The sequence below is a fragment of the Micromonospora xinjiangensis genome, from assembly GCF_056150165.1.
Genome location: NZ_JAXCFO010000005.1, coordinates 95745 through 120333 on the forward strand (window position 1 = coordinate 95745; position 24589 = coordinate 120333).

The window sequence follows — 24589 nt, forward strand, 5'->3', positions numbered from 1 at the left end:
CCACCCGGGCGGGACGGCGGCCGAGGCCCTAGCGTGAGCGGGTGGACGACGACAGCCGCGTGACCCGACGCCGGGTCGGCGACGCCGAGGCCCGGGTGGCCAGCCGCCGATGGTGGGACGCCGACGCCGACGACTACCAGGCCGAGCACGGGTCCTTCCTCGGTGACGTGGACTTCGTCTGGTGCCCGGAGGGGGTCCGCGAGGCGGACGTACACCTCCTCGGTGACCTGGCCGGGCGCCGGATCCTGGAGGTCGGTTGCGGCGCCGCGGCGGCCTCCCGGTGGCTGGCCACCCAGGGCGCCCACCCGGTCGCCATGGACCTCTCCGCCGGCATGTTGCGCCACGCCGCGCGCGCGGCCGACCGCACGGGCGTACGCGTGCCGCTGGTGCAGGCCGACGCGCTCGCCCTGCCCTTCGCCGACGCGGCGTTCGACACCGCGTGCACCGCGTTCGGGGCGATCCCGTTCGTGGCCGACTCGACCGCGTTGATGCGGGAGGTGTTCCGGGTGCTGCGCCCGGGCGCCCGCTGGGTCTTCTCGGTCACCCACCCGATGCGGTGGATCTTCCTCGACGATCCCGGTGAGGGCGGCCTGCGGGCGGTGCACTCGTACTTCGACCGCCGGCCGTACGTCGAGCAGGACGACGCGGGCGTGGCCACCTACGTCGAGCAGCACCGCACCCTCGGCGACCGGGTCCGGGAACTGGTGGGCGCCGGGTTCCGCCTGGTCGACCTGGTGGAGCCGGAGTGGCCGGAGGGGCACGACGGGATCTGGGGGCAGTGGAGCCCCCTGCGCGGCCGGCTCTTCCCGGGCACGGCGATCTTCGTGGCCGAGAAGCCCGCCTGATCCCGGCCACCGCCTGTCGCCGGGCCCCTGACCGGCGTCGTTTCCGCACGCCGGTGCCGGGTACGCGGACCGTATGGCCGAGAAGGAGTTCCGCAGGGGCGACCACGTCTCCTGGGCCAGTCACCGCGGCCGGGCGTACGGGGTCGTGCAGGAGAAGCTGACCGAGCGGACGCACGTACGCGGGCACGCCGTGAACGCCTCGACGGACGAGCCGCAGTACCGGATCCGCAACGACGACTCGGGCCGGGACGTCGCCCACCGACCGGAGGTGCTGCGCCGTGAGCCCCGCTGACGACGACCGGGACACCTACCGGGAGTTCACCGAGGCGGTGAACATGAAGCCCGGCGAGCTGTCGAAGTGGCTGGAGACCGACGAGTCCAAGCACGTGGGCTGGCGGAAGAAGGGGCCCAAGGCCGGCGAGTCGGTGGGGCACGAGTCGGGCCGCAGGATCCTCGACCTGCTGCGGCGCAAGCGCAGCGAACTCTCCGAGGCCGACTTCCGGCACATGCGCAAGGTCGTGGGCTACGTCCGCCGGCACATGGCCCAACGCCCCTCGGGCGACGTCCGCGACACCAAGTGGCGCTTCTCCCTCATGAACTGGGGACACGACCCGCTCAAGGCACCGCTGCCGCCGCCCGGCGGACCGTCCCGGCGGGCACTGGAGCGCCGGGGCGCGCCGCCGACGTCACGACGGGGAGCCGGACGGCAGCCCGCGGAGCGTCGCCCGACCCGTCGGACGAGCTGACGCCCGGGCGGCGACCTCTACCCGCGCGCGTCGATCAGTGGTCGGCGCTGTTCCAGTCTCGGCCCTCGCCGACGGAGACCTCCAGCGGCACGGCCAGGGGGTGGGCCGCGCCCATCTCCCGGCGCACCAGCTCCTCCAGCGCCGGCCGCTCGCCCGGGGCCACCTCGAAGACCAGCTCGTCGTGCACCTGCAGCAGCATCCGGGAGGTGAGCCCGGCCTCGCGCAGCGCGGCGTCGACCCGCAGCATGGCGACCTTGATGATGTCGGCCGCGGAGCCCTGGATCGGGGCGTTGAGGGCCATCCGCTCGGCGATCTCCCGCCGCTGCCGGTTGTCGCTGCCCAGGTCCGGCAGGTAACGGCGGCGACCCAGGATCGTCGAGGTGTAGCCGTCGTGGCGGGCGCGGGCCACCACCTCCTGGAGGTAGTCGCGGACGCCGCCGAACCCGGAGAAGTAGTCCTCCATCAGGCCGCGCGCCTCCTCGGTGCTGATCCCGAGCTGTTGGGAGAGGCCGAACGCGCTCAGCCCGTACGCCAGGCCGTAGTTCATCGCCTTGATCTTGCGCCGCTGGTCGGGCGTGACCTCGTCGAGCGGCACCCCGAACACCGACGACGCCGTGGCGGCGTGGAAGTCGGCGCCGGAGTTGAACGCGTCGATCAGCGCGTCGTCGGAGGACAGGTGCGCCATGATCCGCATCTCGATCTGGCTGTAGTCGGCGGTGAGCAGGCACTCGTAGCCCTCCCCCACCACGAACGCCCGGCGGATCCGCCGGCCCTCCTCGGTGCGGATGGGGATGTTCTGCAGGTTGGGCTCGGTCGAGGAGAGCCGCCCGGTGGCGGCCACCGTCTGGTTGAAGGTGGTGTGGATCCGCCCGTCGTCGGAGACCGACTTGAGCAGGCCGTCGACGGTGGACTTCAGCTTCGCCACGTCGCGGTGGCGCAGCAGGTGCGCCAGCACCGGGTGCGGGTTCTGCGCGTAGAGCCACTGCAGCGCGTCGGCGTCGGTGGTGTAGCCGGTCTTGATCCGCTTGGTCTTGGGCAGACCCAGCTCACCGAAGAGGATCTCCTGCAGCTGCTTGGGCGAGCCGAGGTTGAACTCCCGCCCGACCGCCTCGTAGGCGCCCTGCGCGGCGGCCTTCACCTCGGCGGCGAAGTGGGCCTCCAGCTCGGACAGGTAGTGCGTGTCGGCGGCGATGCCGGTGCGCTCCATGCCGGCGAGCACCCGCATCAGCGGCAACTCCACCCCGGCCATCAGCCGGGCGGACTGCTCGCCGTCACGGGACAGCTCGGCGTCGATGGCGTCGGCCAGGTCCAGCGTGGCGCGGGCCTGGAGCATCAGGTTCTGCTCGGCCTCGCCGTCGTTGCCGAGCCCCTCCAGGGTGAGCTGGCCGGTCTCCGGCGCGTCGACCCGCAGCTCGCGGTGCAGGTAGCGCAGCGCGAGGTCGGTCAGGTCGTAGGAGCGCTGGTCGGGGCGGGCCAGGTAGGCGGCGATCTGGGTGTCGCGGACGATGCCCTCCAGCGACCAGCCGTGCGCGGCGAAGGCGAGCACGGCCGGCTTGCTGTCGTGCAGCACCTTGGGGCGCGTCGCGTCGGCGAGCCAGGTGGCCAGGGCCGCCTCGTCCGCGGCGTCGAGGCGGGACGGGTCGAACCAGCCGGCGGCGCCACCGGCGGTGGCCACGGCCATGCCCAGCACGGTGGCGGTGTGCCGGCGGTTGGGGCCGGTGTCGAGCTTGACCGCCACGCCGACGGGGGTGCCGGCCGGGGCGTGCGTGCCGAGCCAGGCGGTGACGGCGCCGGGCGAGGTCAGCATCTCGCCGGCCAGGTCGAAGCCGGCCTCGGCCTCCGGCTCGACCGACTCCAGGTACTGGTAGAGCCGGTCGCGCAGGATGCGGAACTCCAGGGTGTCGAAGACCTGGTGCACCGCCTCCCGATCCCAGCCGGGCCAGCGGGTGTCCTCCGGGCGCAGGGGCAGTTCCAGGTCGGAGACCAGGCAGTTGATGTCGTAGTTGCGGATCACGTCGGCGAGCCGCTCGCGCAGGCTGTCACCGGCCTTGCCCTTGATCTCGTCGGCCCGGGCCACGACGCCCTCGACGCCGCCGTAGGTGGTGATCCACTTGGCGGCGGTCTTCGGGCCGACACCGGGGATGCCGGGCAGGTTGTCGCTGGTCTCACCCACCAGCGCGGCCAGGTCGCGGTAGCGCTGCGGGGGCACGCCGTACTTCGCCTCGACCGCCGCCGGGTCCATCCGGGCCAGGTCGGAGACGCCCTTGCGCGGGTAGAGCACCGTGATGTGCTCGTCGACGAGCTGGAAGGCGTCCCGGTCGCCGGTGGTGATCAGCACCGACATGCCCTGGTCACGGGCCTGGCAGGCGAGCGTCGCGATGACGTCGTCAGCCTCGTAGCCCTCCTTCTCCACGACCGGGATGCGCAGCGCCGCGAGGACCTCCTTGACCAGGCTGACCTGGCCCTTGAAGTCGGTGGGCGTCTCGCTGCGGCCGGCCTTGTACTCCGCGTACTTCTCGGTGCGGAAGGAGCGGCGGGAGACGTCGAACGCCACGACGATGTGCGTCGGCTGCTCGTCGCGCAGCACGTTGATCAGCATGGAGGTGAAGCCGTAGACCGCGTTGGTCGGCTGCCCGGTCGTGGTGGAGAAGTTTTCCACCGGCAGGGCGAAGAAGGCCCGGTATGCCAGGGAGTGTCCGTCGACGAGGAGCAGGCGCGGCGTCGTAGCTGTCACGTGGCGACTCTAGCCCGTACGCCCGACATCCCCACGCACCCGGACCCGCCCGCCACCGGCCCCGGGCCCACCGGGCTTCCGTGACCAAGAGGTACGCGTCGGCCCGGGCCGGAGTTCCGACGCGAACCTCTTGATCAGGCGCAGAAGGGGTGGGGCGGGCCGTCAGAGGACCTTGGCCAGGAAGGCCTTCGTCCGGTCGTGCCGCGGGTTCGCGATCACCTCGCGCGGGTTGCCCTGCTCGACGACCACGCCGCCGTCCATGAACACCAGCGAGTCGCCGACCTCGCGGGCGAAGCCGATCTCGTGGGTCACCACGATCATGGTCATACCGTCGCGGGCCAGGTCCTTCATGACGTCGAGCACCTCGCCGACCAGCTCCGGGTCCAGCGCGCTGGTGGGCTCGTCGAAGAGCATCAGCTTCGGCTGCATGGCCAGCGCCCGGGCGATCGCCACCCGCTGCTGCTGGCCACCGGAGAGCTGGCCGGGGTACGCGCCGAGCTTGTCGCCCAGCCCGACCCGCTCCAGCAGCTGGGCCGCCCGGTCCCGGGCCTCGCCCTTCTTCGCCTGCCGGAGCAGCACCGGCGCCTCGACGACGTTCTGCAGCACGGTCATGTGCGGGAAGAGGTTGAACCGCTGGAACACCATGCCGATCGCCCGGCGCTGCGCGGCCACCTCCTTGTCCCGCAGCTCGTGCAGCTTCCCGCCGCGCTCCCGGTAGCCGATCAGCTCGCCGTCCACCCAGATCCGGCCGGCGTTGATCTTCTCGAGGTGGTTGATGCAGCGCAGGAAGGTGGACTTGCCCGAGCCCGAGGGCCCGAGCAGGCAGCACACCTCCCCGGCGCGGACCTGCAGGTCGATGCCCTTGAGCACCTCGAGGGGCCCGAACGACTTGTGCACCTGCTCGGCCCGGACCATCAGGCCCGGATCCGCCGTGGACGTGCCGGCCTCGACCGGCACGGTCAGCTCGCTCATGCGCCTCCCGCCCCTCCGGTGTTGCGGCCCCACACACCGAAGCCCTGCAGCCGGCTGCGGCCGTCGGCGGTCCGGCCGAAGCCCCGGCCGAAGTACCGCTCCAGGTAGAACTGCCCGACCAGCAGCACGCTGGTGAGCACCAGGTACCACAGGGTGGCCGCCACCAGCATCGGGAAGACCTGGAAGGTCCGGCTGCCCACCGCCCGGAGCTGGAAGAACAGCTCCGTGGAGACCGGCACGAAGGAGACCAGCGAGGTGTCCTTGAGCATCGCGATGGTCTCGTTGCCGGTCGGCGGGACGATCACCCGCATGGCCTGGGGAAGCACGATCCGGCGCAGGATCTGCGCGCGGCTGAGCCCGAGCGCCTGCGCCGCCTCGGTCTGCCCCTCGTCCACCGACTGGATGCCGGCACGGACGATCTCCGCCATGTACGCCGCCTCGGAGAGACCCAGGGCGAGCATGCCGGCGACGAAGCCGGTGAGGATCTCCACCGCCGAGAACCCGAACAGCCGGGCCTCGAAGTTCTCGAGCCCGAACAGGGCGCCGATCTGCCGGTCGAAGGGCAGGCCGATCTCGATCCGGGCCCAGAGGATGCCCAGGTTGCCGAAGAGGATCGCCAGCACCAGCCGGGGCACCGCCCGGAAGAACCAGGTGTAGACCCAGGAGACGCCGCGCAGGATCGGGTTCGTCGACAACCGCATGATCGCGAGGACGATGCCGAACCCGATGCCGATCACCATGGACGTCACGAGCAGCAGGATCGTGCCGCGCAGGCCCGCGATGATGGGCGGCCGGAACATCTCGTCGACCATGAACGCCCAGTTGAACGCCTTGTTCGTGACCAGCATGTGCACGAACATCGCCGTCAGCACGGCGATCACGGCCACCGCGACCCAGCGCCCGGGGTGCCGTACGGGCACGGCCTTGATGGCTTCAGGCCGTGCCCGTTCGGATGTTTCGTCGACGGACATCGTCAGCTGGCGGGGTTCAGTTCGGCCGTGGTGATGGCGCCGCCGTCGACGCCCCACTTCTGCAGCGCCGTCTTGTAGCTGCCGTCGGCGATGACCGCCTGGACGGCCTCCTTGAGCACCTCGGCGAAGGCCTGCTGGTCCTTCTTCACCGCGTAGCCGTACGGCGCCGACTCGTAGATGTCACCGAGCAGCTCCAGCTGGCCGTTGCTCTGCTTCACCGCGTACGCGCCGACGGGCGAGTCGGCGAGCATGGCGTCGTCCTTGCCGCTGACCACGGCGGCGGTCGCGTCGCTCTGCGCCTGGTACTGGTCGATGGTGATGGCCGGCTTGCCGGCGTCGGTGCACTTCTTCGACCGGGCGGTGATGTCGTCGAGCTGCACGGTGCCGGTCTGCACGGCGATCTTCTTGCCGCAGGCCTCGTTCGGGTCGATCTTGGCCGGGTTGCCGGCCTTGGTGGCCCACTGGGTGCCCGCGGAGAAGTAGCTCACCATGTTGACGCTCTGCAGCCGCTCGGCGTTGATGGTGAACGAGGAGACGCCGATCTCGTACTTGCCGGAGTCGACGCCGGGCAGGATCGAGTCGAACGGCGCCGACTCGTACTCGGCCTTGAGGCCGAGCTTCTGCGCCACGGCGTTGAACAGCTCGATGTCGAACCCGACCACCGTCTTGCCGTCGGCGTCCAGGAACTCCGCCGGGGCGTACGTCGAGTCGGTGCCGACCTTGATCACGCCGTCGGCCTTGATCGCGTCGGGCACCTTGGCCGAGAGGGCGGAGTCGGCGGAGGCGCTGACGGCGGGGCCGGCACCCGGCTGGTCGGTGTTCTCCTTCTCCCCGCAGGCGGCGAGCGAGAGCAGCAGCGCGGCGGCCCCGGTCGCGCCGAGCACTGCCCGGCGCCGACCAGTGATGTTGAACATGTCGTGCACTCCTTGCGATGAGGGGTGGCGGCCGGTCAGGCGACGCCGAGGTAGGCGTCCTTGACCGACGGGTCGTGCAGGAGTTCCTGGCCGGTGCCGCTCTTGACGATCCGGCCGGTCTCCAGCACGTACGCCCGGTGCGCCCGGGCGAGTGCCTGCTGCGCGTTCTGCTCCACCAGCAGGATGGTGGTGCCCTGCTCGTTGATCTCCGTGATGATGGTGAAGATCTGCTGGATCAACATCGGAGCCAGCCCCATCGATGGCTCATCGAGCAGCAGCAGCTTCGGCCGGCTCATCAGCGCCCGCCCGACGGCGAGCATCTGCTGCTCACCGCCGGAAAGGGTACCCCCTTGCTGCTTACGCCGTTCCGCCAGGCGGGGGAACAGGTTCAGCACCCGGTCGAGGTCCTGCGCGATGCCCGCCCGGTCCCGCCGGGTGTAGGCCCCCATGTCCAGGTTCTCCAGCACGGTCATGCCCGGGAAGATGCCGCGGCCCTCGGGGGCCTGGCACAGGCCCCGGCGGACCCGCAGGTCGGCGCGGAGCTTCGTGATGTCCTCACCGTTGAACCGGATGCGGCCGCTGGCGACCGGCCGGATACCGGAGATCGCGCGCATCGTGGTCGACTTGCCGGCGCCGTTGGCACCGATCAGGGCCACGATCTCGCCCTCGTCCACGGTCAGGCTGATGCCGTGCAGCGCCTGGATCCGCCCGTACAGCAGGCTCACATCGTCGATCTCAAGCAGCATCGTCCGGCACCCCCAGGTACGCCGCGATCACCTTCGGGTCGTCCCGCACCTCGGCGGGGAGCCCCTCGGCGATCTTCTTTCCGAACTCCAGCACCACGATCCGGTCGGTGACCCCCATGACCAGGCGCATGTCGTGCTCGATGAGCAGCACGGTCACGCCGGTGTCCCGGATCTGCCGGATGAGCTGGAGCAGTTCCTCCTTCTCCGCCGGGTTGAAGCCGGCGGCCGGCTCGTCCAGGCAGAGCAGCACCGGGTCGGTGGCCAGCGCGCGGGCGATCTCCAACCGGCGCTGCTCGCCGTAGGAGAGGTTGCGGGCGAACTCGTGCATCCGGTGCCGGATGCCGACGAACTCCAGCAGGCGCTCGGCCTTCTCGCGGCCCTCGCGCTCCTCCTTCCAGTGCCGGGGCAGGCGCAGCAGCGCGGAGATCACGCTGGTCTTGTGGTGCGCGTCCGCGCCGACCAGCACGTTCTCCTGCGCCGTCATCTCCGGGAAGAGCCGGATGTTCTGGAACGTCCGGGCCATGCCCATGCGGGTGATCTGGTGGCGCTTCTTGCCACTGATCTTCTCGCCCCGGAACCGGATCTGGCCCTCGGTGGGCTGGTAGATGCCGGTCATCGCGTTGAAGCAGGTGGTCTTGCCGGCGCCGTTGGGGCCGATCAGACCGAGGATCTCCCCCTTGTACAGGGTGAAGTCCACCTGGTTGAGCGCGACCACGCCGCCGAAGCGCAGCGTGACGTTGTCCACCTCCAGCAGCGGCTCCCGCTCGGGTACCGCCTCCACCGCGGGGGCGGTCGCCTGCGCCGGAACGGCCGGCTTCTGCTCGGTGTCACTCACCGACGGTCACCTCCTTGCGACGGTCCTTGAACTCCGCCGCCCGTCGCCGGTTCGGGATCAGGCCCTGCGGCCGGAAGATCATCATCACCACGAGGACCAGACCGAAGAAGAGGAACCGGTATTCGTACAGCTCGACGCCGAACAGCTCGATGCCGCGGAACCGCTCGATCATGTACGCGACCAGGCCACCGCCGACGATCGCACCGACGATGTTCCCGGACCCGCCGAAGATCACGGCGGCCAGGATGATGATCGAGTTGAGCAGCTCGAAGTTCTGCGAGTTCACGAAGTTCTGCTTGCCGGCGAAGAGCGCACCGGCCAGACCCGCGATCGCCGCGCCCGCCGCGAACGCCCAGAGCTTGAACTTGAACGTCGGCACGCCCATCAGCTGGGCCGCGTCCTCGTCCTCACGGATCGAGATCCAGGCCCGGCCCACCCGGCTGTGGGTCAGGTTCCGCACACCGATCACCACCACGATGATCAGCGTGAGGACCAGCCAGTAGTACGGGCGGGCGTCGAGCACACCGAAGACCGGCCGGCCGTCGGCGTACTGCCCCGGCGGGTGCGGGATCTGGTTGAAGCCCCGCTGGCCCTTCAGGAACTCCGAGGAGACCGCCGCGATCCGGATCATCTCGGCGAAGCCGAGCGTCACCAGCGCGAGGTAGTCACCGCGCAGCCGCAGCGTCGGCGTGCCGAGCATGACACCGGAGACCATGGTCAGCGCGATCGCGATCGGCACCACCAGCAGCCACGGCCACAGCGTCTTGATGTCGCTGCTCGGCGAGGTCAGCACCGCCACCGTGTACGCGCCGACGGCGAAGAAGCCGAAGTAGCCGAGGTCGAGCAGGCCGGCGAAGCCGACCACGATGTTCAACCCGACGGCGAGCAGCACGTAGATGGAGACGGTGAAGAGGACCTGCGTGAAGTTCGCGCCCGGGGTCGGGATCGGCCCCAGGTACTGGTAGAACTCCCTGTTCGGCAGCGCGTAGAAGAACGCGATCACGGCCACCAGCAGCACCCAGCGCACCCAGCGCGGCGCGTGGTGCCACCGCTCGGAGATCGCCTCGCGTCCGTGCCGCAGTCGCGTCGTGAACGCTTCCCGCTGCTCCGGGCTCGGCCCGTTAACGGTCGTCGTCATGCCCGCGCCCTCCCCAGCGACTCGCCCAGCAGACCGGTGGGCCGGAACATCAGCAGCACCACCAGCACCGCGAAGGCGGCGAAGTCCTTCCACTGCGTGCCGAACAGGCCCGACGCGTAGTTCTCGATCACACCCAGCAGCAGGCCGCCGACCAGCGCCCCGCGCAGGTTGCCGATGCCGCCGAGCACCGCGGCGGTGAAGGCCTTCAGGCCGAGCAGGAAGCCGACGCTGTACGTCAGCGTCTGGATCCGCACGTCGTAGAGCAGGCCGGCGACGCCGGCCATCGTGCCGCCGGCGATGAAGACCATCAGGATGATCCGGTCCTTGTTCACACCCATCAGCGCGGCGGTGTTGGCGTCCTGGGCGACCGCCCGGATGCCGCGCCCGACCCGGCTGCGGTTGATGAACTGGTCCAACGCGACCATCATGACCAGCGCGGCGCCGACGGTGAGCAGCTGGACGCCGTCGATCGGCACCCCGAAGATGTGGAACAGCGGCTTCGTGCTGACCAGGATCGGGGCGCCCTCGGGCAGACGCCGGGTGTAGATGCCGAACGCCTCCGAGATGGCGATCGAGGCGCCGATCGCGGTGATCAGGAACGCCAGCGGCGGCGCGTTGCGCCTCCGCAGCGGCCGGTACGCCACCCGCTCGATGACGGTGGCCGTGCCGGCGGAGGCGATCGCCGCGACGATCATCGCCACCAGCAGGTAGAAGAGGATCGACCCGACGCCGCTGACCTGCGAGTTCTGGTCGAGACCGAAGCCGTTCCAGGTCCAGATCGCGGCGAACGCGCCCGCGATGAAGACCTCGGAGTGTGCGAAGTTGATGAGTCTGAGCACGCCGTAGACCAGCGTGTAACCGAGCGCGACCAGGGCGTAGATGGACCCCTGCGTCAGGCCGGTCGTCGTGAGTTCCCCGAAGTTGGAGAACAGTCCGTCGAAGTTCACGGGAGGGACGCTCCGTCAGGTCTGGAGAGAAAAGGGGGGTGCGGCCGGGAGCCAGCTCCCGGCCGCACCCGCGATCACAAACTCAATCGCCGTAGCAGCGACCAGCCTCAGGCCTTCGGGATCTCCTGGTCCGGGACGACCTGGCCGCCCTGCACCTTGAAGGCCCAGACCTTGACCTGCGCCGGGTCCAGCTCGCCACCCTCGACGAACTTGTAGGTGGCCGCGACACCCTCGCCGCTGTAGCCCTTCACGAACTCCAGCAGGGCCGGGCGGGTGGTCTTGCCGGCCTTGATGCCCGCGAGCAGGATGTTCGCGGCGTCGTAGGCGGTGTCGCTGTAGGTGCCCGGCTCGGTGCCGTTGAGCGCCTTGTACTCCTCCTTGAACGTGCCACGGGCCTCGGCGGCCGGCTGGCACGGGCAGGTGAGGATGGTGCCCTCAGCGGCCGCCGCACCGGCGGAGGTGATGTACGCGCCGTCGTTGACGCCGTCACCGGCGACCAGCGGAGCGGTGACCCCGGCAGCGGTGAGCTGCTTACGGATCAGGCCGGCCTCCTGGTAGTAGCCGCCGTAGAAGATCGCCTTCACGTTGGCGGCCTTGACCTTGGTGACGACCGCGGAGAACTCGGTCTGCTTGCCCTCGCCCTGGACCTTGTCGGTGCCGACGACCGCCGGGCCGAGCACCTTCTTGACCTCGTCGGCGAGGCCCGCGCCGTAGGCGGATTGGTCGTCGATGACGAAGACGCGGTCGGCCTTCATCACGTTCTTCATGTAGGTGCCGGCCGCCGGGCCCTGGCTGAGGTCGTTGCCGACCGCGCGGAAGAAGGTCTTCCAGCCCTGCTCGGCGAGGCTGGGACGGGTGGCCGACGGGGTGATGGTGACCAGACCGGCCTCGTTGAACAGCGGGCCGGCCGCCTCCGACTCACCCGAGTAGGCCGGGCCGACGATGCCGAGGAGCTTCGTGTCGTCGATGGCCTTCTGCGCCAACTGCGGGGCCTGGTCCGGGCTGCCCTGCGAGTCCAGCTCGACCAGCTCGACCTTGCAGTCGGCGTTCTCCTTGTTGTACTTGTCGACCGCCAGCTTGACGCCGTTGTTCTCGTTGATGCCGAGCGCCGCCGAGCTGCCGGTCAGCGCGCCGAAGAACCCGATCTTGTTACCGCACTTGTCGCCGCCGGACGACGTGTCGTCACCGCCGCTGGAGCACGCGGCGCCGCCGGCGACGAGCGCCAGCATGGCGACTCCACCGATCACACGCGTGAGCTTCTGCCTCAAGGCCCGAACCCTCCTCCGTCCCATGGTCCGAACCACCCGCTGGCCATTGGCCCTTGCGGAGCGTACGAACCAGACCGTCGTCTCCGGTCTGGGGCCGGACGTTATCCCACCGCAGAGCCGCGCGTAAGTCCCGAGCGACCGGGTTGACCGAACCGTTACACGCCGTGGCGGATCGGAAACGATCGCTGTAAGAACCGTCGGCTCCCCACGCCCGTCACCACCCTTTCCAAGGTGTGGGACGACATCGACACCGCCTGCTACCAGGCGTGTTCCGAAACCGGCGCCCACCAGGCACGGGACCCCTGACCGTCGTCGGCCGTCAACAGCAGTCGATCTCCTCGCGCGGCCACCGAGACGGCCGTTTCGCCCGTGTCCGGTACCTCTACCGGCATCGCGATCTGTCGCCACGAATCCCCCAGATCGACGGAGGACCACAGTGCGTGACCCCCGCCCGCCCCGGTCACCGCCACCAGGACCCGACCCGCCGCGGCCAGCCCCGCCACCGACGGCACCCCCGACCCGCCCGCCGCGAACCCGCCGGCACGTCGCCAGCCGGTCACCGCCCCGCCGGCCGCCGGCTCCCCCGGCCCCGACTCCCCCCGCTCCGTACGCCAGGCCGCGAACCCGTCACCCGCCGGCCCGACCGCCACCACGGCGGCACCCACCGAGACCACCCGCTGCGCCTGCCCCCGGCCGTCCGGCGCCGGGAGGACCGACCGGCGCCACGTCGAGCCGTCCGCCGACACCCACGCCAACGGCGCCAGCGCGGTCGTCCCGGCCGGCAGCACGGCGCCCACCACGAGCCAACCCGATCCGAACGCCGTCCCGTCGTACGCCGCCGTCCGGCCCCGCCCGTCACCGGCCAACTCGGGCCGGCCCTCGCGCAGCGTGAACTCCTCGCCGTCGGGGGACGCCCAGACCGCCGCCCCGTCGACCCGCGCCCCGACGACGAGCCAGCCGCCCGGCCCGGCGACCATCCGCGACGCGCTCACCGCCCGCGGCCCGGCGAACCGCTCGAACGGCGCGGCCACCTCCCGGACCACGCCGTCGGCCGCTCCGAGCCAGGTGCCGGTGCGCGGGTTGCCGTGCACACCCCCGTTCGCCGCGCCGAGGGCCGCCAGCTGGTCACCCCGGCACGCGGCCGCGTAGAGCACGTGCTGCCGCCCGTAGAAACTGGACGGCGCCATCGGCGACGCCGACCACACGATGCCGTCCGCACTCGACCAGACCGCCGGTCGCGTCGCCCCCGCCGCCTCCCGCACCCCGCCCACGGCGTACCACCGCTCGGCGCAGGCCACCGCGTCGCGCAGCAGGACGCGACCCGGCGCGCCCGGCGGCACCGGAAGGGTCAACGCCGCCCAGGCCGGACGCACCGGCTGCGGATCGCGGTCGAACATCGTGACGCGCGCGCAGCCGGCGAGGAGGACGGCCACCACGCCGAGCAGCACGGCCGCGCGCCGGACGGACACGGATCAGATGCTATCCATCGAGGGCCGTCCGTGGCTCCCCCGCGCGGCCCCCACCGTCGCCCCGCTCAGGAGGCCGGGCGCGGCGCCTCTCCGCCAGCGGTCTCGACGAGGATCCGCTCGGCGACCTCCTTCATGGTCATCCGGTGGTCCATCGCGGTGCGCTGGATCCACTTGAACGCCTGCGGCTCGGTCATCCCGTACGTGGTCATGAGCGCCCCCTTGGCGCGCTCGACCGTCTTGCGGACCTCCAGGCGGTCGGTCAGACCGGCCACCTCGGCCTCGAGGGCGGCGATCTCGGAGTAGCGGGACAGCGCGATCTCCACGGCCGGCACCAGGTCGCTCTTCTGGAACGGCTTCACGAGGTACGCCATGGCGCCCGCCGCCCGGGCGCGCTCGACCAGGTCGCGCTGGCTGAACGCGGTCAGGATGATCACCGGGGCGATCCGGGCGCCGGCGATCCGCTCCGCGGCGGCCAGCCCGTCCATGATCGGCATCTTGATGTCGAGGATGACCAGGTCCGGCTTCAGCTCCTCGGCGAGGCGGACGGCCGTCTCGCCGTCGCCGGCCTCGCCCACCACCTCGTAGCCCTCTTCGACCAGCATCTCGGCGAGGTCCAGCCGGATGAGCGCCTCGTCCTCCGCGATCAGTACGCGCCTGCGCTCGGCATCCGTCTGCGTCTCGGCCACGAGCCCTACCCCCACCAGTCAGAACCCGACACACGCCCAGCCGGGTGTCACCGCCCTTAGCGTAGTGGGTAACCTGTTCACGCCGAATTGCGGAAGCCCCTGTACTCCAACCGGCAGAGAGGCGGAGCTCAAACCTCCGACAGTGTGGGTTCGAGTCCCACCGGGGGCACCAAACGTCGTACGCCTGTTCGATGATGCGGGCGTGCACCCACCCCGCGTTCGCGCCCGCGCCCGTGCTCTCCGCGCTCAGGGCAAGGGCATCCGCTCGGTCGCCACGTCCTTGTCGCCGGTCTACGGCACGGTGTGGCACTGGTGCGTCGACCGGCCCGGGCCCGCCGTCGTCGACGCCGCGCGGCGGTGCTTCCGCTGCTCGCCGCAGGTCGACAATCCGACAGATCCACCGGCCTGCGCTGTCGGGGCCCGCCACGCGGCGGTCGCCGCGGTCGACCGGCACGTCGGCCCGAGGTCCTGACGCCGCCCGCGCCGGTGGAGCGGTCGGCGCGCCGGGATCGCGGCCCGCCGGGGACGGGCGACCGGGCCGGCGGAGGTCGGTGGTCAGGCGAGCACGGCGAGCGCCTGCTCCAGGTCGGTGCGCAGGTCCTCGGGGTCCTCGAGGCCGACCGAGATCCGCAGCAGCCCGCCGGCCGGCTTCGCGTCACCCTCGACGGGGCGGTGGGTGAGCGAGGCCGGGTGCTGGATGAGGGTGTCCACCCCGCCGAGGGACACGGCGTGGGTGATCAGGCGGCAGGCGCCGGCGACGGCCGCGGCGGCCGTCGCGCCGCCGCGTACCTCGACGGCGAGCAGACTGCCGGTGCCGCTCATCTGCCGGCCGACGAGACCGGCCGGGTCGTGCACGGACGGGTGGTACACGTGCGCGACAGCGGGGTGGTCGGCGAGCCACCCCGCCAGCTTCTCGGCGGCGGCCTGCTGCGCGCGCACCCGGACCGGCAGGGTCTGGAGGCCGCGGTGCAGCAGGTAGGCGCCGAGCGGGTGGAGGATCGCCCCGGTCACGGCGCGGACCTGCCGGAGCCGGACGGCCCAGTCGCCGTCGCAGGCCACGACGCCGGCGAGGACGTCACCGTGGCCGCCGATGCTCTTGGTGGCGCTGTGCAGCACGAGGGTGGCGCCGTGCCGGGCGGGCTGCTGGAGCACCGGGGTGGCGACGGTGTTGTCGACGAGCAGCGGCACCTCGCCGGCGGCGTGGGCGAGCGCGGTGATGTCGACCAGGTCGAGGGTGGGGTTGGCGGGCGTCTCGACGATGACGAGCGCGGTGTCGGGCCGGACGGCGGCGGCGATCTCGTCGGGGCGGGCCCAGGTGACGGTGGTGCCGAGCAGGCCGGTGGAGAGCACGTGGTCGGTGCCGCCGTAGAGCGGGCGGACCGCGACGACGTGCCGTCGACCGTCGCGGGTGGCGGCGAGCAGGGTGGCGGTGAGCGCGGCCATGCCGCTGGCGAAGGCGACCGATTCGGCGGTGCCCTCGAGGTCGGCGAGGGCGGTCTCGAACCGGGCCACCGTGGGGTTCCAGAGCCGCTGGTAGACGGGGCTGTCGCCGGGGGTGAGCGGTCCGCCGGTGGCCAGGTTCTCGTAGGCGTCGCCGCCACCGGCGACCGACGGCAGCGGGTTGGTGGTGGAGAGGTCGATGGGCGGTACGTGGACGCCGAGGGCGGTCAGGTCGGCGCGCCCGGCGTGCACGGCGCGAGTGTCCACGGTCGTCGTCATGGCGGTAGCGTCGAACATCAGGCCGATCCGAAGCAACAGATCCGAACATCATTCTGTGAAAGGTCTTCCAAGGCGGTCCGGATTCGGTGGAGGATGTTCACATGGCCTCCGCACCGAACGATCTGCGGCCGTTCACGGCCCTCGACGACACCGACCGCGCGATCCTCACCGAGCTGGCCGCCGACGGGCGGCTGCCGAACAACGCCCTCGCCGAGCGGGTGGGGGTGGCGCCCTCGACCTGCCTCTCGCGTACCCGGGCGTTGCGCGACAGCGGGGCGATCCGCGGGTTCCACGCGGAGATCGACCCGGCCGCGCTGGGATTGCCGTTGCAGGCGCTGGTGTCGGTGCGGCTGACGGCGCACGAGCGACCGGTGGTGGACGCGTTCCGGGCCCGGTCGGTGCGGCTGCCGGGGGTGGTGTCGGTGTTCCATGTGGCGGGCGCGGACGACTACGTGCTGCACGTACGGGCGGCGTCGGCCGACGCGCTGCGCGACTTCGTGCTGGACCACCTGGCGGTCGACCCGGCGGTGCAGCACACCCAGACGAGCCTGATCTTCGAGCAGGCTCGTGGCGTGGGGTGAGTCGCGGGGCGGAACAAATCCGGCGGGCCGGGTGTTGGCCAGGCGTGTGATCGACGTACCGCTCTCCGTTCTTGACCTCGCGCCGGTGGCGACCGGCGCTACCGCCGGTGAGGCCCTCGGCCACACCACCGAGCTCGCTCGGCGCACCGAGGAGCTGGGCTACCACCGGTTCTGGGTGGCCGAGCACCACAACATGCCGGCGATCGCCAGCTCCGCCCCGGCGGTACTGCTCGCGCACCTCGCGGCGGCGACCTCGACCATCCGGCTCGGCTCGGGTGGCGTCATGCTGCCCAACCACGCCCCGCTGGTCGTGGCCGAGCAGTTCGGCACGCTGGAGGCTCTGCACCCGGGCCGGATCGACCTGGGCATCGGCCGCGCGCCCGGCACCGACCAGGTGACCGCGCTCGCGCTGCGGCGGACCATGGAGGGGTTGTCGGCCGAGGGCTTCCCCCGTGAGCTGGCCGACCTGATGAACTACTTCAGCGGCGACGAGCCGGGGCCCATCACCGCGACGCCGGGCCGGGGGTTGCAGCCGGCGATCTGGCTGCTCGGGTCGAGCGGGTTCAGCGCGCAGTTGGCTGGTCTGCTGGGGCTGCCGTTCTCCTTCGCGCACCACTTCAGCGCGCAGAACACCCTGCCCGCGCTGACCCTGTACCGGCAGCACTTCCGGCCGTCGCGCTGGCTGGAGAAGCCGTACGCCATGGTGGCGGTGAACGTGATCTGTGCGGACACCGACGAGCGTGCCCAGTGGCTCGCGGGCCCGGGGGCGCTCTCCTTCCTCAGGCTGCGCTCCGGCCGACCCGCGCCGCTGGCCACACCGGAGGAGGCGGCCGCCTACCCGTACACGGAGGTCGAGCGCGAGTTCGTCGCGCAGCGCTGGGAGGGGCAGGCGATCGGCTCGCCGGAGACGGTCCGCCGGCAGCTCACCGACCTGCGGGAACGCACCGGCGCCGACGAGCTCATGCTCACCACGATGGTGTACGACATCGAGGACCGGGTGCGTTCGTTCGAGCTGGTGGCCGAGCAGGTGGCCGGCGGTCTGCGTAGGAATGCCTGAAACACGATCTTCACGCGGGCGTCACCCCCGCGACCCTGACGGCCCCTAGTTTTGAAGCCGGTGGTGGTACGGCATTCCCGGTCGGGACGGGTCGGGGATGCCGCGGTGTGGCGCACCGGGCCGGAGCTGTGCGGATTCCGCGGCTGCGGCCCGGTGCCTTCCGCGGCTCCTCGCTCGACACCGACAGGCAACGGAACCTCGACGTCGACGGGCGACGGAACGCGACCCGCCTTCGACGGGCAGCTCCGCGCAGTCACATGGCGTGACCATGGCTCGCCCGGACGGCAGCCATTTCCGGTCCTTTGCTCTGCACCCGAATGTGCACCGGTAACGCTTGGTCACCGCATTCCGGCGGTCGCTCCGACCCCCGATCCGCGTCGCAGCAGGTCAGCTCGCTGGTGCAGATCGTGCAGAGCAAAGCGCGGAAACCGGGCATGGGCCGGCCGCGGCGGTCGTGACGGTCGGTCACAACACAACGCCGTGACAACCAGTCACGTCACAAGTGGTGACGGCGACGATCGGATGGACAGGTCCACCGGCGCGTCCGGAGGCAGCGGCCCGGGCTGCCACCGAGCCGTGGGACGGCCGGCCGAGAAGGCGCGAGCGACGGCGCCGCTGGCTGCTGTGGACACACGTGCCGGACCTGAGCCTGTACGGGGGTGGGGTGATTGGTGGCGGGCGACGCACCCACGGCGGATGCGTCCGCACCTCCGGGACGGACCGGTGAATGCACCCGCAGGGCGGATATGTCCGCATCTCGGGGACGACCGGCCCGGGGCGGGTACCGGTCAGGCGTCGACCGCGGCGACCACCGAGCGGGAGCCGGCCGTCGAGGCTGCGTCGGCCGGCAGCGCCGCGTCACGCGTCGGGGCGGCGCCGGGCACGACCGCCGGGGCGGCGCCGGGCACGGCCGGCGGGGCGACAGACTCTCCGGCGGTGACCGGGACGGGGGTCCGGCGGGTGCGCCGCAGCGCCCGCACCGCGAGCACCAGGGCGACCACCCACCCGGCGGCGAGCAGCCCGTAGGTCGCGGTCGACGCGGTGTCGCCGGCGCCACCGGCGCGCAGCAGCGTACGGGCGTTGGTCAGCACGATCACGCCCCCGATGGCGGCGCCGAGCAGCTGGGCCGGGACGATCCGTACGAGCCAGGCGGCCACCGGCGCCGCGATCAGGCCACCCACCAGCAGCGCGGCGACCGTCGGCAGGAGGAAGCCCTCGGCACCGAGGCCGATCAGGAAGCCGACGCTCGCCGCCGCGGCGACCACGAACTCGGCCGTGTCCACCGAGCCGATGACCTTGCGCGGCTCGAGCCGCCCCGAGACCAGCAGCGCGGGCGTCGCCACCGGGCCCCAGCCTCCGCCGCCGGTCGCGTCGACGAACCCGGCGACCAGCCCGAGCGGGCCGAGGAAGCGACCCCGCAACCGGCCGGCGGTGCGGGCGGCGCGCAGCGGCCGGGAGAACCGGACCAGCAGATAGGCGCCCAGCGCCAGCAGGATGCCGGCCATCCAGGGCGCGGCCGACTCGGTGGAGATGGCGCTGAGGAAGGTGGCTCCGGCGAAGGCACCCAGCGCGCCCGGCACGGCGATGCGGGCCACGACCCGCCAGTCGACGTTGCCGAACCGCCAGTGCGCCACGCCGGCGGCGAGCGTCGTGCCGATCTCGGCGAGGTGCACCGAGGCGGACGCGGCGGCCGGGGCCACCCCGGCGACCAGCAGCAGGGTGGACGAGGTCAGCCCGTACGCCATGCCGAGCGAACCGTCGACGAGCTGCGCGACGAGTCCGACCAGGGCGAGAACCAGAAGCTTCCGCACGTGCGCCCTCCGACTTTTCGGCAACTCCTATCGACTTGGTCGACAATGCGGTACGCGCGGGCTCCGGTCAAGTGTCTGATTGCTGTCTGGGACGGGGCGGAGGGAACGCACCCCCGGGGGCGAGCCGGGGATCAGGTCCAGGCGCGCGGGTCGGCGACCAGCTCGGTGATCCGCGGCGGAAGGTCACCGCTGGCCACGTCGGCCACGGTCACCAGCTCCAGGATCTCCCGCTCGCTGGCCCGCAGCGCGATCCAGACCTCCTGCAACGCGCGGGCCGCGCCGTGGTAGCCGAGCTGCTCGGGGCGCTGCCCCCGCACGTGCGCGAGCGGGCCGTCGATCACCCGGATCACCTCGGCCAGGGAGATCTCCCCGGCCGGGCGGGCCAGCCAGTAGCCGCCCTCGGGGCCGCGCTGGGCGTGCACGATGCCACCGCGGCGCAGTTGCAGCAGGATGCTCTCCAGAAACTTCGGCGGTATCTCCTGGGCGCGGGCGATCTGGTCGGCGGTGACCGGCCGGCCCCGGCCGGGTCCGCTGGCCGTCGCCGCGAGCTCGGCGGCCGCGCGGAGGGCGTAGTCGACCCGGGCGGAGAGACGCATGCCGCAAAGGTTATCCGCCTGGTCAGCCGCCCGGGCCGCCGACCCTCGGCCGATCGGCCACGACCCGACCGCGACCGGGACAACCACCACCGGCGCGGCGACACCCGCCCACGCGCCCGCGCCGCGACACCACGGACACGCGCACCGGGCCCGCGACGCCACGAACCAGGCACCGGTACGGCGACCGGACGGTGTCGAGCCCGAGGTGAAGGTACGCGCGGACGGCGTTCACCCGCGCCGGTGCGACCGACGGAGCGTCGGGGGGTCAGCCGCCGACGCGGCGCAGGAGACCCTCCTGCACGGCGCTGGCGATCTGCCGCCCGTCGGTGGTGAACATCCGCCCCGTGGCCAGCCCGCGCGCGCCGGACGCCGACGGGCTCCAGCAGTCGTAGAGGAACCACTCGTCGGCGCGGAACGGCCGGTGGAACCAGAGCGCGTGGTCGAGGCTCGCGCCGACCACGCCACCGGGCCCCCACACCTCGCCGTGCACGGAGAGCACCGAGTCGAGCAGGGTCAGGTCGGAGGCGTACGTCAGGGCGCAGGCGTGCAGCAGCGGGTCGTCCGGCAACTTGCCGTCGATGCGCATCCAGACCCGCTGGTGCGGGTTGGCGGGCCGGTCGCCGGGGCGTACCCAGCCGGGCTCGCCCACGTAGCGGACGTCGATCGGGCGCGGGATCTGGGACCAGATGCCGAGCCGCTCCGGGTAGCGGGCGAGCCGGTCCGTCATGGTCGGCACCTCGTCCGGCCCGGGCACGTCGAGCGGGGCCGGCGCCTGGTGGTCCAGCCCTTCCTCCGCCCGCTGGAAGGAGGCCGACATGAAGAAGATCGGCTTCTCGTGCTGGAGCGCGACGGAGCGGCGTACCGAGAAGGAGCGGCCGTCCCGGATGTTCTCCACCTGGTACTCGATCGGCTCTGCCGGGTCGCCGGGGCGCACGAAGTAGCCGTGCAGGGAGTGCACGAACCGCTCCGGGTCCACCGTGCGGCCGGCGGCGACGAGGGCCTGGCCGGCGACCTGCCCGCCGTAGACCCGCTGCGGCCCGACGGGCGGGCTCATGCCCCGGAAGGTCATGGCACCGGTCTGCGCGAGGTCGAGCACCTCGAGCAGCTGGTCGACCGCGGCCTGCCCGACCACCACCTGGGGACCGGTCACTGCAGCGCCCGCGCCGACGCCGCGTCGACCAGCGAGCCGAGCTGGTGCACCCGCAGCGTGTTCGTCGAGCCGGGGGTGCCGGGCGGGCTGCCCGCCACGATCACCACGTAGTCGCCGGGGTTGGCCCGGTTGAGGCCGAGCAGCGCCTGGTCGACCTGGCGGAACATGTCGTCGGTGTGCTCGACGAACGGCATGAGGAACGTCTCCACGCCCCACGCGAGGGCGAGCTGGTTGCGCACCTCGGGGACGGGGGTGAAGGCCAGCAGCGGCAGGTCGCAGTGCAGCCGGCTGAGCCGCCGCACGGTGTCGCCGGTCTGGGAGAAGGCGACCAGCGCCTTGGCGCCGATGGCCCGGGCGATCGACGAGGCGGCGATGGTGAGCGCGCCACCGTGCGTACGCGGGTCGTGCTGGAGCCGGGGCACGGCGATCGAGCCGGACTCCGTCGTCGTCACGATCTTCGCCATGGTGCTGACGGTGAGCACCGGGTACTTGCCGACGCTGGTCTCGCCGGAGAGCATCACGGCGTCCGCGCCGTCGAGCACCGCGTTGGCCACGTCGGAGGCCTCGGCGCGGGTCGGGCGGGAATTCTCGATCATGGAGTCGAGCATCTGCGTCGCCACGATGACCGGCTTCGCGTTCTCCCGGCAGAGCTGCACGGCCCGCTTCTGCACCAGCGGCACCTGGTCCAGCGGAAGCTCGACGCCGAGGTCGCCACGGGCCACCATCACGCCGTCGAAGGCCAGCACGATGGCCTCCAGGTGGTCCACCGCCTCCGGCTTCTCCACCTTCGCGAGCACGGGCCGGTGCACCCCGACCTCGTTCATGATCGCGTGCACGAGCTTGATGTCGTCGGCCGAGCGGACGAACGACAGGGCGATCATGTCGACCCCGAGCCCCAGGGCGAAGCGCAGGTCCTCGGCGTCCTTCTCCGACAGGGCCGGGACGCTGACCGCCACGTTCGGCAGCGACACGCCCTTGTTGTTGGAGACCGGGCCGCCCTCGGTGACCAGGACTCGGATGTCGTTGCCCTGCACGTCGGTGACCTCGACGGCGACCCGGCCGTCGTCGATCAGCAGCCGGTCGCCGGGCTTGACCTCCTGCGGCAGCTTCCGATAGGTGCAGGAGACGCGCTCCTTGGTGCCGAGGATCTCGTCACCGGTGATCACCACGGAGTCGCCGGTGCGCCACTCGTACGGGCCGTCGGCGAACTTGCCGAGGCGGATCTTGGGGCCCTGGAGGTCGGCGAGGACCGCCACCGGTCGGCCGGCCGCCTCGGCGGCCTCCCGGACCAGGCGGTAGACCGCCTCGTGGTCGGCGTGGCTGCCGTGACTGAAGTTGAGCCTCGCCACGTTCATCCCGGCCTCGACGAGCCCTCGGATGCGCTCCGGGGACGAGGTGGCGGGGCCGAGAGTACAGACGATCTTCGCGCGGCGTGTCACGCCCATCAGGCTAGTCTCTCCTCCGGGTCGGGCTGCTGGCCGACCCCTTGCGGGCTGCGGAACAATTCTCCACCCTCACGGGGCGCCCAGGTGTCTGCGCGGGCGGAACCGCGTCAGGGGACGTTGTGGCTGGCGGGCGACGGCGACCGCGCGCCGGGAATCGTACGCCCCCTTTCCGTGCCGCCACCGAGGTCCTCCCGCCGGCCACGGCCCGGCCGACGCGGCGGGACCGGGCCCGCGCCGCGCCGCCATCGGCGACGGTGAACACGGCGCCGACGGCCGGTGGGTCCCCGCCGGGACCAGCCCGCTGCCCTCGCGCGGCATCCGGCCGGCGGCGGCGAGCGGCAGCGCTCGCGCCGCGACCCGGACCGGATGCCGGGGCGGCGGGCGCCACGGCCGGACCGGTTCGCGCGAACCGTAGCACCGGGCGGCCCGCCCGCGCCGTCGCCCGAACGACAGCCGCCGATGGGTGCGCCCGGCTCAGCTCTCCGTCTTGGCCAGCGGGAACTCCAGCGAACCGGCCGGGCAGAGGAACGTCATGACGTCCACCCGGTAGAGCCCGGCCTGCACCGCGGGGTCGGCCTCCATGACGCTGCGGACGTCGTCGACCGAGCCGGTGCGGGACAGCCCGAACCCGATCGGCGGGTCGGGGTTGCGCGCCGGCCCGTCGACGGAACCGGCGACCAGCACGATGCCGCGCCGCTGCAACGCCTGCATGTGCTCGGTGTGCTCGGCCTGCAGCCGCTGGATCGTCTCGGGTGACAGCGCCCGGCCGGCCCGGCCGGGGTAGAGCACGATGCACTCGTACGTGTCGAGCGCGAAGTCGACCTGCGGCACTCCCGCCATTGGCTGCCCCCTCCCGCGGCGGCGCCGGGGTCGACCGACCCGACGCGGGTCGGCACCTCCGGCACCGGCTCAGCGTCGCACGGGCCGTGCCGGCCCACGGGGCGCTCGGCCAATCCGGCCCGTCCGCCCCCTTTCTCCCCGGCCGGGCCGTACGTCCGGCTGTCGCCGCCGCGGGCGGATCCCGGGTGTCGGGCGCGCCGGGTGACCGGCGGGCCGCGGGCGGCTACCGTGGACGGTTCCTACCGGCCGGGCAGCGGGAGGTCACAGCGTGCAGCAGCGCGAGCCGGCGGCGGGTGCGGGCCCGCTGCCGTACGCCGAGGTCACCGACGACGACTACGCCGTCCGGGCGGCGGAGACCTTCACGGCGCGGGAGTTCGGGCCGGCGGTGCTGCTCAGCGGGGACTGCCCACGCTGCGCGCACCCCATCACCTGCCCGGTGGTGGACGAGGTCTACCGGCGGGAGTCCGGCCCGGTCCAGGGCGATCCCGGCTACCGGACCCTCCTGTGCACCTGCGAGGCCGACCACCCGGCCCGGCCGGCGGGGCTCACGGGATGCGGCGCGTACTGGACGCTGCGGCTGGAGGTCGGGCCGTGATCCGGCTGACGCCCGGGCCACCGGCCACCGCCGCCGACCTGCGGCGCGCCCGGGAGCTGGCCGGGCTGCTCCGTGACGAGCTGACCCGGGTGCGGGCCGCCGCGCTGGCCTGGCGCAACGGGCTCGCCGGGCTGCTCGCCGCGCTGGCCGGCTTCAGCCTGGTCCGGGGGCGTTCGGACGTCGGGACGCTCGCACCCGGGTGGGGCGCCCTGGTCGGCGTGCTGCTGCTGGCCGCCGTCGCGGCCGGGGTCGCCGGGGCGCTGGCGCTGCTGCGCGCCGCGCACGGCCCCCTGTCGGTGACACCGGTGGCCGCCCTGCCGCCCGCCCCGCTGGGCGACCACCAGGAGGCCCTGGCGGCCGCCCGCGCCCTGCGTCGCGGCGTGCGGCTGGTGCTCGCCTGCACGGCCCTGCTGGTCGCCGCCGTCGGCGTCACCTGGTACGCGCCGGGCCGGGCCGCCGCGCCCGCCGCGACGATGCAGACGGCGACGACGGTGGCCGCCCCGACGCCACCCGGGTGACGACAG

General features: G+C 72.4%; 24 protein-coding genes and 1 tRNA gene. 8 read left to right on the plus strand and 17 right to left on the minus strand.

From position 1 onward, the window contains the following. The first annotated feature begins 41 nt into the window (after positions 1-41). The 3 genes from SM573_RS19350 (at position 42) to SM573_RS19360 (ending at position 1591) form a co-directional block, all read left to right on the plus strand. On the plus strand, positions 42-845 hold the full coding sequence (locus SM573_RS19350) for a class I SAM-dependent methyltransferase (RefSeq protein WP_474616742.1): 804 nt from the start codon (positions 42-44) through the stop codon (positions 843-845). A 73-nt stretch (positions 846-918) separates the two neighbouring features. Then, positions 919-1137, plus strand: a complete 219-nt coding sequence (locus SM573_RS19355; protein WP_474616743.1) for a hypervirulence associated TUDOR domain-containing protein — start codon at positions 919-921, stop codon at positions 1135-1137. Further along, positions 1124-1591, plus strand: coding sequence for a DUF3140 domain-containing protein (locus SM573_RS19360; RefSeq protein WP_474616744.1), 468 nt, complete (start codon positions 1124-1126; stop codon positions 1589-1591). Before SM573_RS19355 ends, SM573_RS19360 begins: the two co-directional genes overlap by 14 nt. 34 nt (positions 1592-1625) lie before the next feature. Here the strand turns inward: SM573_RS19360 and polA are convergent, their stop codons facing one another. The 11 genes from polA to SM573_RS19415 form a co-directional block, all read right to left on the minus strand. Next, positions 1626-4325: a DNA polymerase I gene (gene polA, locus SM573_RS19365; RefSeq protein WP_474614666.1), complete on the minus strand. Its 2700-nt coding sequence runs from the start codon at positions 4323-4325 to the stop codon at positions 1626-1628. Between the two features lie 162 nt (positions 4326-4487). Further along, positions 4488-5297 (minus strand): amino acid ABC transporter ATP-binding protein, encoded by an 810-nt coding sequence (locus SM573_RS19370; RefSeq protein ID WP_474614665.1) that lies wholly within the window; start codon positions 5295-5297, stop codon positions 4488-4490. Beyond that, the gene (locus tag SM573_RS19375; protein ID WP_474614664.1) at positions 5294-6268 is read right to left on the minus strand and encodes an amino acid ABC transporter permease; all 975 of its coding nucleotides are present in this window, start codon (positions 6266-6268) and stop codon (positions 5294-5296) included. The genes SM573_RS19370 and SM573_RS19375 overlap by 4 nt, the downstream gene beginning before the upstream one ends. Before the next feature lie 2 nt (positions 6269-6270). Continuing rightward, positions 6271-7182, minus strand: coding sequence for an ABC transporter substrate-binding protein (locus SM573_RS19380; RefSeq protein WP_474614663.1), 912 nt, complete (start codon positions 7180-7182; stop codon positions 6271-6273). Between the two features lie 35 nt (positions 7183-7217). Further along, complete coding sequence (locus SM573_RS19385) at positions 7218-7928, minus strand: ABC transporter ATP-binding protein (RefSeq protein ID WP_474614662.1); 711 nt, start codon at positions 7926-7928, stop codon at positions 7218-7220. Further along, positions 7918-8763: an ABC transporter ATP-binding protein gene (locus SM573_RS19390; RefSeq protein ID WP_474614661.1), complete on the minus strand. Its 846-nt coding sequence runs from the start codon at positions 8761-8763 to the stop codon at positions 7918-7920. Before SM573_RS19390 ends, SM573_RS19385 begins: the two co-directional genes overlap by 11 nt. Beyond that, positions 8756-9901, minus strand: coding sequence for a branched-chain amino acid ABC transporter permease (locus SM573_RS19395; protein ID WP_474614660.1), 1146 nt, complete (start codon positions 9899-9901; stop codon positions 8756-8758). Before SM573_RS19395 ends, SM573_RS19390 begins: the two co-directional genes overlap by 8 nt. Then, positions 9898-10848: a branched-chain amino acid ABC transporter permease gene (locus SM573_RS19400; protein ID WP_474614659.1), complete on the minus strand. Its 951-nt coding sequence runs from the start codon at positions 10846-10848 to the stop codon at positions 9898-9900. The genes SM573_RS19395 and SM573_RS19400 overlap by 4 nt, the downstream gene beginning before the upstream one ends. Positions 10849-10955: 107 nt before the next feature. Continuing rightward, on the minus strand, positions 10956-12116 hold the full coding sequence (locus SM573_RS19405) for a branched-chain amino acid ABC transporter substrate-binding protein (protein ID WP_474614658.1): 1161 nt from the start codon (positions 12114-12116) through the stop codon (positions 10956-10958). 257 nt (positions 12117-12373) lie between these two features. Next, on the minus strand, positions 12374-13585 hold the full coding sequence (locus SM573_RS19410; RefSeq protein ID WP_474616745.1) for a hypothetical protein: 1212 nt from the start codon (positions 13583-13585) through the stop codon (positions 12374-12376). 65 nt (positions 13586-13650) lie between these two features. Then, positions 13651-14271: an ANTAR domain-containing response regulator gene (locus SM573_RS19415; protein ID WP_474614656.1), complete on the minus strand. Its 621-nt coding sequence runs from the start codon at positions 14269-14271 to the stop codon at positions 13651-13653. A gap of 95 nt (positions 14272-14366) precedes the next feature. Here SM573_RS19415 and SM573_RS19420 point away from each other — a divergent pair. Continuing rightward, positions 14367-14443: transfer RNA gene (locus tag SM573_RS19420), tRNA-Leu, on the plus strand. A 383-nt stretch (positions 14444-14826) separates the two neighbouring features. Here SM573_RS19420 and SM573_RS19425 read toward each other — a convergent pair. After that, positions 14827-16008: a trans-sulfuration enzyme family protein gene (locus SM573_RS19425; RefSeq protein WP_474616746.1), complete on the minus strand. Its 1182-nt coding sequence runs from the start codon at positions 16006-16008 to the stop codon at positions 14827-14829. A gap of 83 nt (positions 16009-16091) precedes the next feature. Here SM573_RS19425 and SM573_RS19430 point away from each other — a divergent pair, with 83 nt between their 5' ends. Both SM573_RS19430 and SM573_RS19435 read left to right on the plus strand, forming a co-directional pair. Continuing rightward, positions 16092-16571: an Lrp/AsnC family transcriptional regulator gene (locus SM573_RS19430; RefSeq protein WP_474614654.1), complete on the plus strand. Its 480-nt coding sequence runs from the start codon at positions 16092-16094 to the stop codon at positions 16569-16571. Between the two features lie 46 nt (positions 16572-16617). Further along, complete coding sequence (locus SM573_RS19435; protein ID WP_474614653.1) at positions 16618-17628, plus strand: LLM class flavin-dependent oxidoreductase; 1011 nt, start codon at positions 16618-16620, stop codon at positions 17626-17628. Between the two features lie 788 nt (positions 17629-18416). On the opposite strand, the gene SM573_RS19440 is transcribed toward SM573_RS19435, so the two are convergent. The 5 genes from SM573_RS19440 to SM573_RS19460 form a co-directional block, all read right to left on the minus strand. Then, positions 18417-19439 carry a sulfite exporter TauE/SafE family protein gene (locus SM573_RS19440; RefSeq protein WP_474616747.1) on the minus strand — a complete coding sequence of 341 codons (1023 nt, stop codon included), beginning with the start codon at positions 19437-19439 and terminating at the stop codon, positions 18417-18419. Between the two features lie 131 nt (positions 19440-19570). Beyond that, positions 19571-20035, minus strand: a complete 465-nt coding sequence (locus tag SM573_RS19445; protein WP_474616748.1) for an RrF2 family transcriptional regulator — start codon at positions 20033-20035, stop codon at positions 19571-19573. Positions 20036-20300: 265 nt separating this feature from the next. Next, positions 20301-21170, minus strand: coding sequence for an acyl-CoA thioesterase (locus tag SM573_RS19450; protein ID WP_474614723.1), 870 nt, complete (start codon positions 21168-21170; stop codon positions 20301-20303). A gap of 11 nt (positions 21171-21181) precedes the next feature. Further along, positions 21182-22630, minus strand: coding sequence for a pyruvate kinase (gene pyk, locus SM573_RS19455; protein ID WP_474614650.1), 1449 nt, complete (start codon positions 22628-22630; stop codon positions 21182-21184). A gap of 474 nt (positions 22631-23104) precedes the next feature. Then, positions 23105-23470: a YciI family protein gene (locus SM573_RS19460; RefSeq protein WP_474614649.1), complete on the minus strand. Its 366-nt coding sequence runs from the start codon at positions 23468-23470 to the stop codon at positions 23105-23107. Positions 23471-23738: 268 nt separating this feature from the next. Between SM573_RS19460 and SM573_RS19465 the strand changes: the two genes are divergently transcribed. Both SM573_RS19465 and SM573_RS19470 read left to right on the plus strand, forming a co-directional pair. Continuing rightward, positions 23739-24065, plus strand: coding sequence for a hypothetical protein (locus SM573_RS19465; RefSeq protein ID WP_474614648.1), 327 nt, complete (start codon positions 23739-23741; stop codon positions 24063-24065). Continuing rightward, a complete protein-coding gene (locus tag SM573_RS19470) occupies positions 24062-24583 on the plus strand; it encodes a hypothetical protein (protein WP_474616749.1) in 522 nt (173 codons plus the stop codon). Before SM573_RS19465 ends, SM573_RS19470 begins: the two co-directional genes overlap by 4 nt. Positions 24584-24589: the final 6 nt, after the last annotated feature.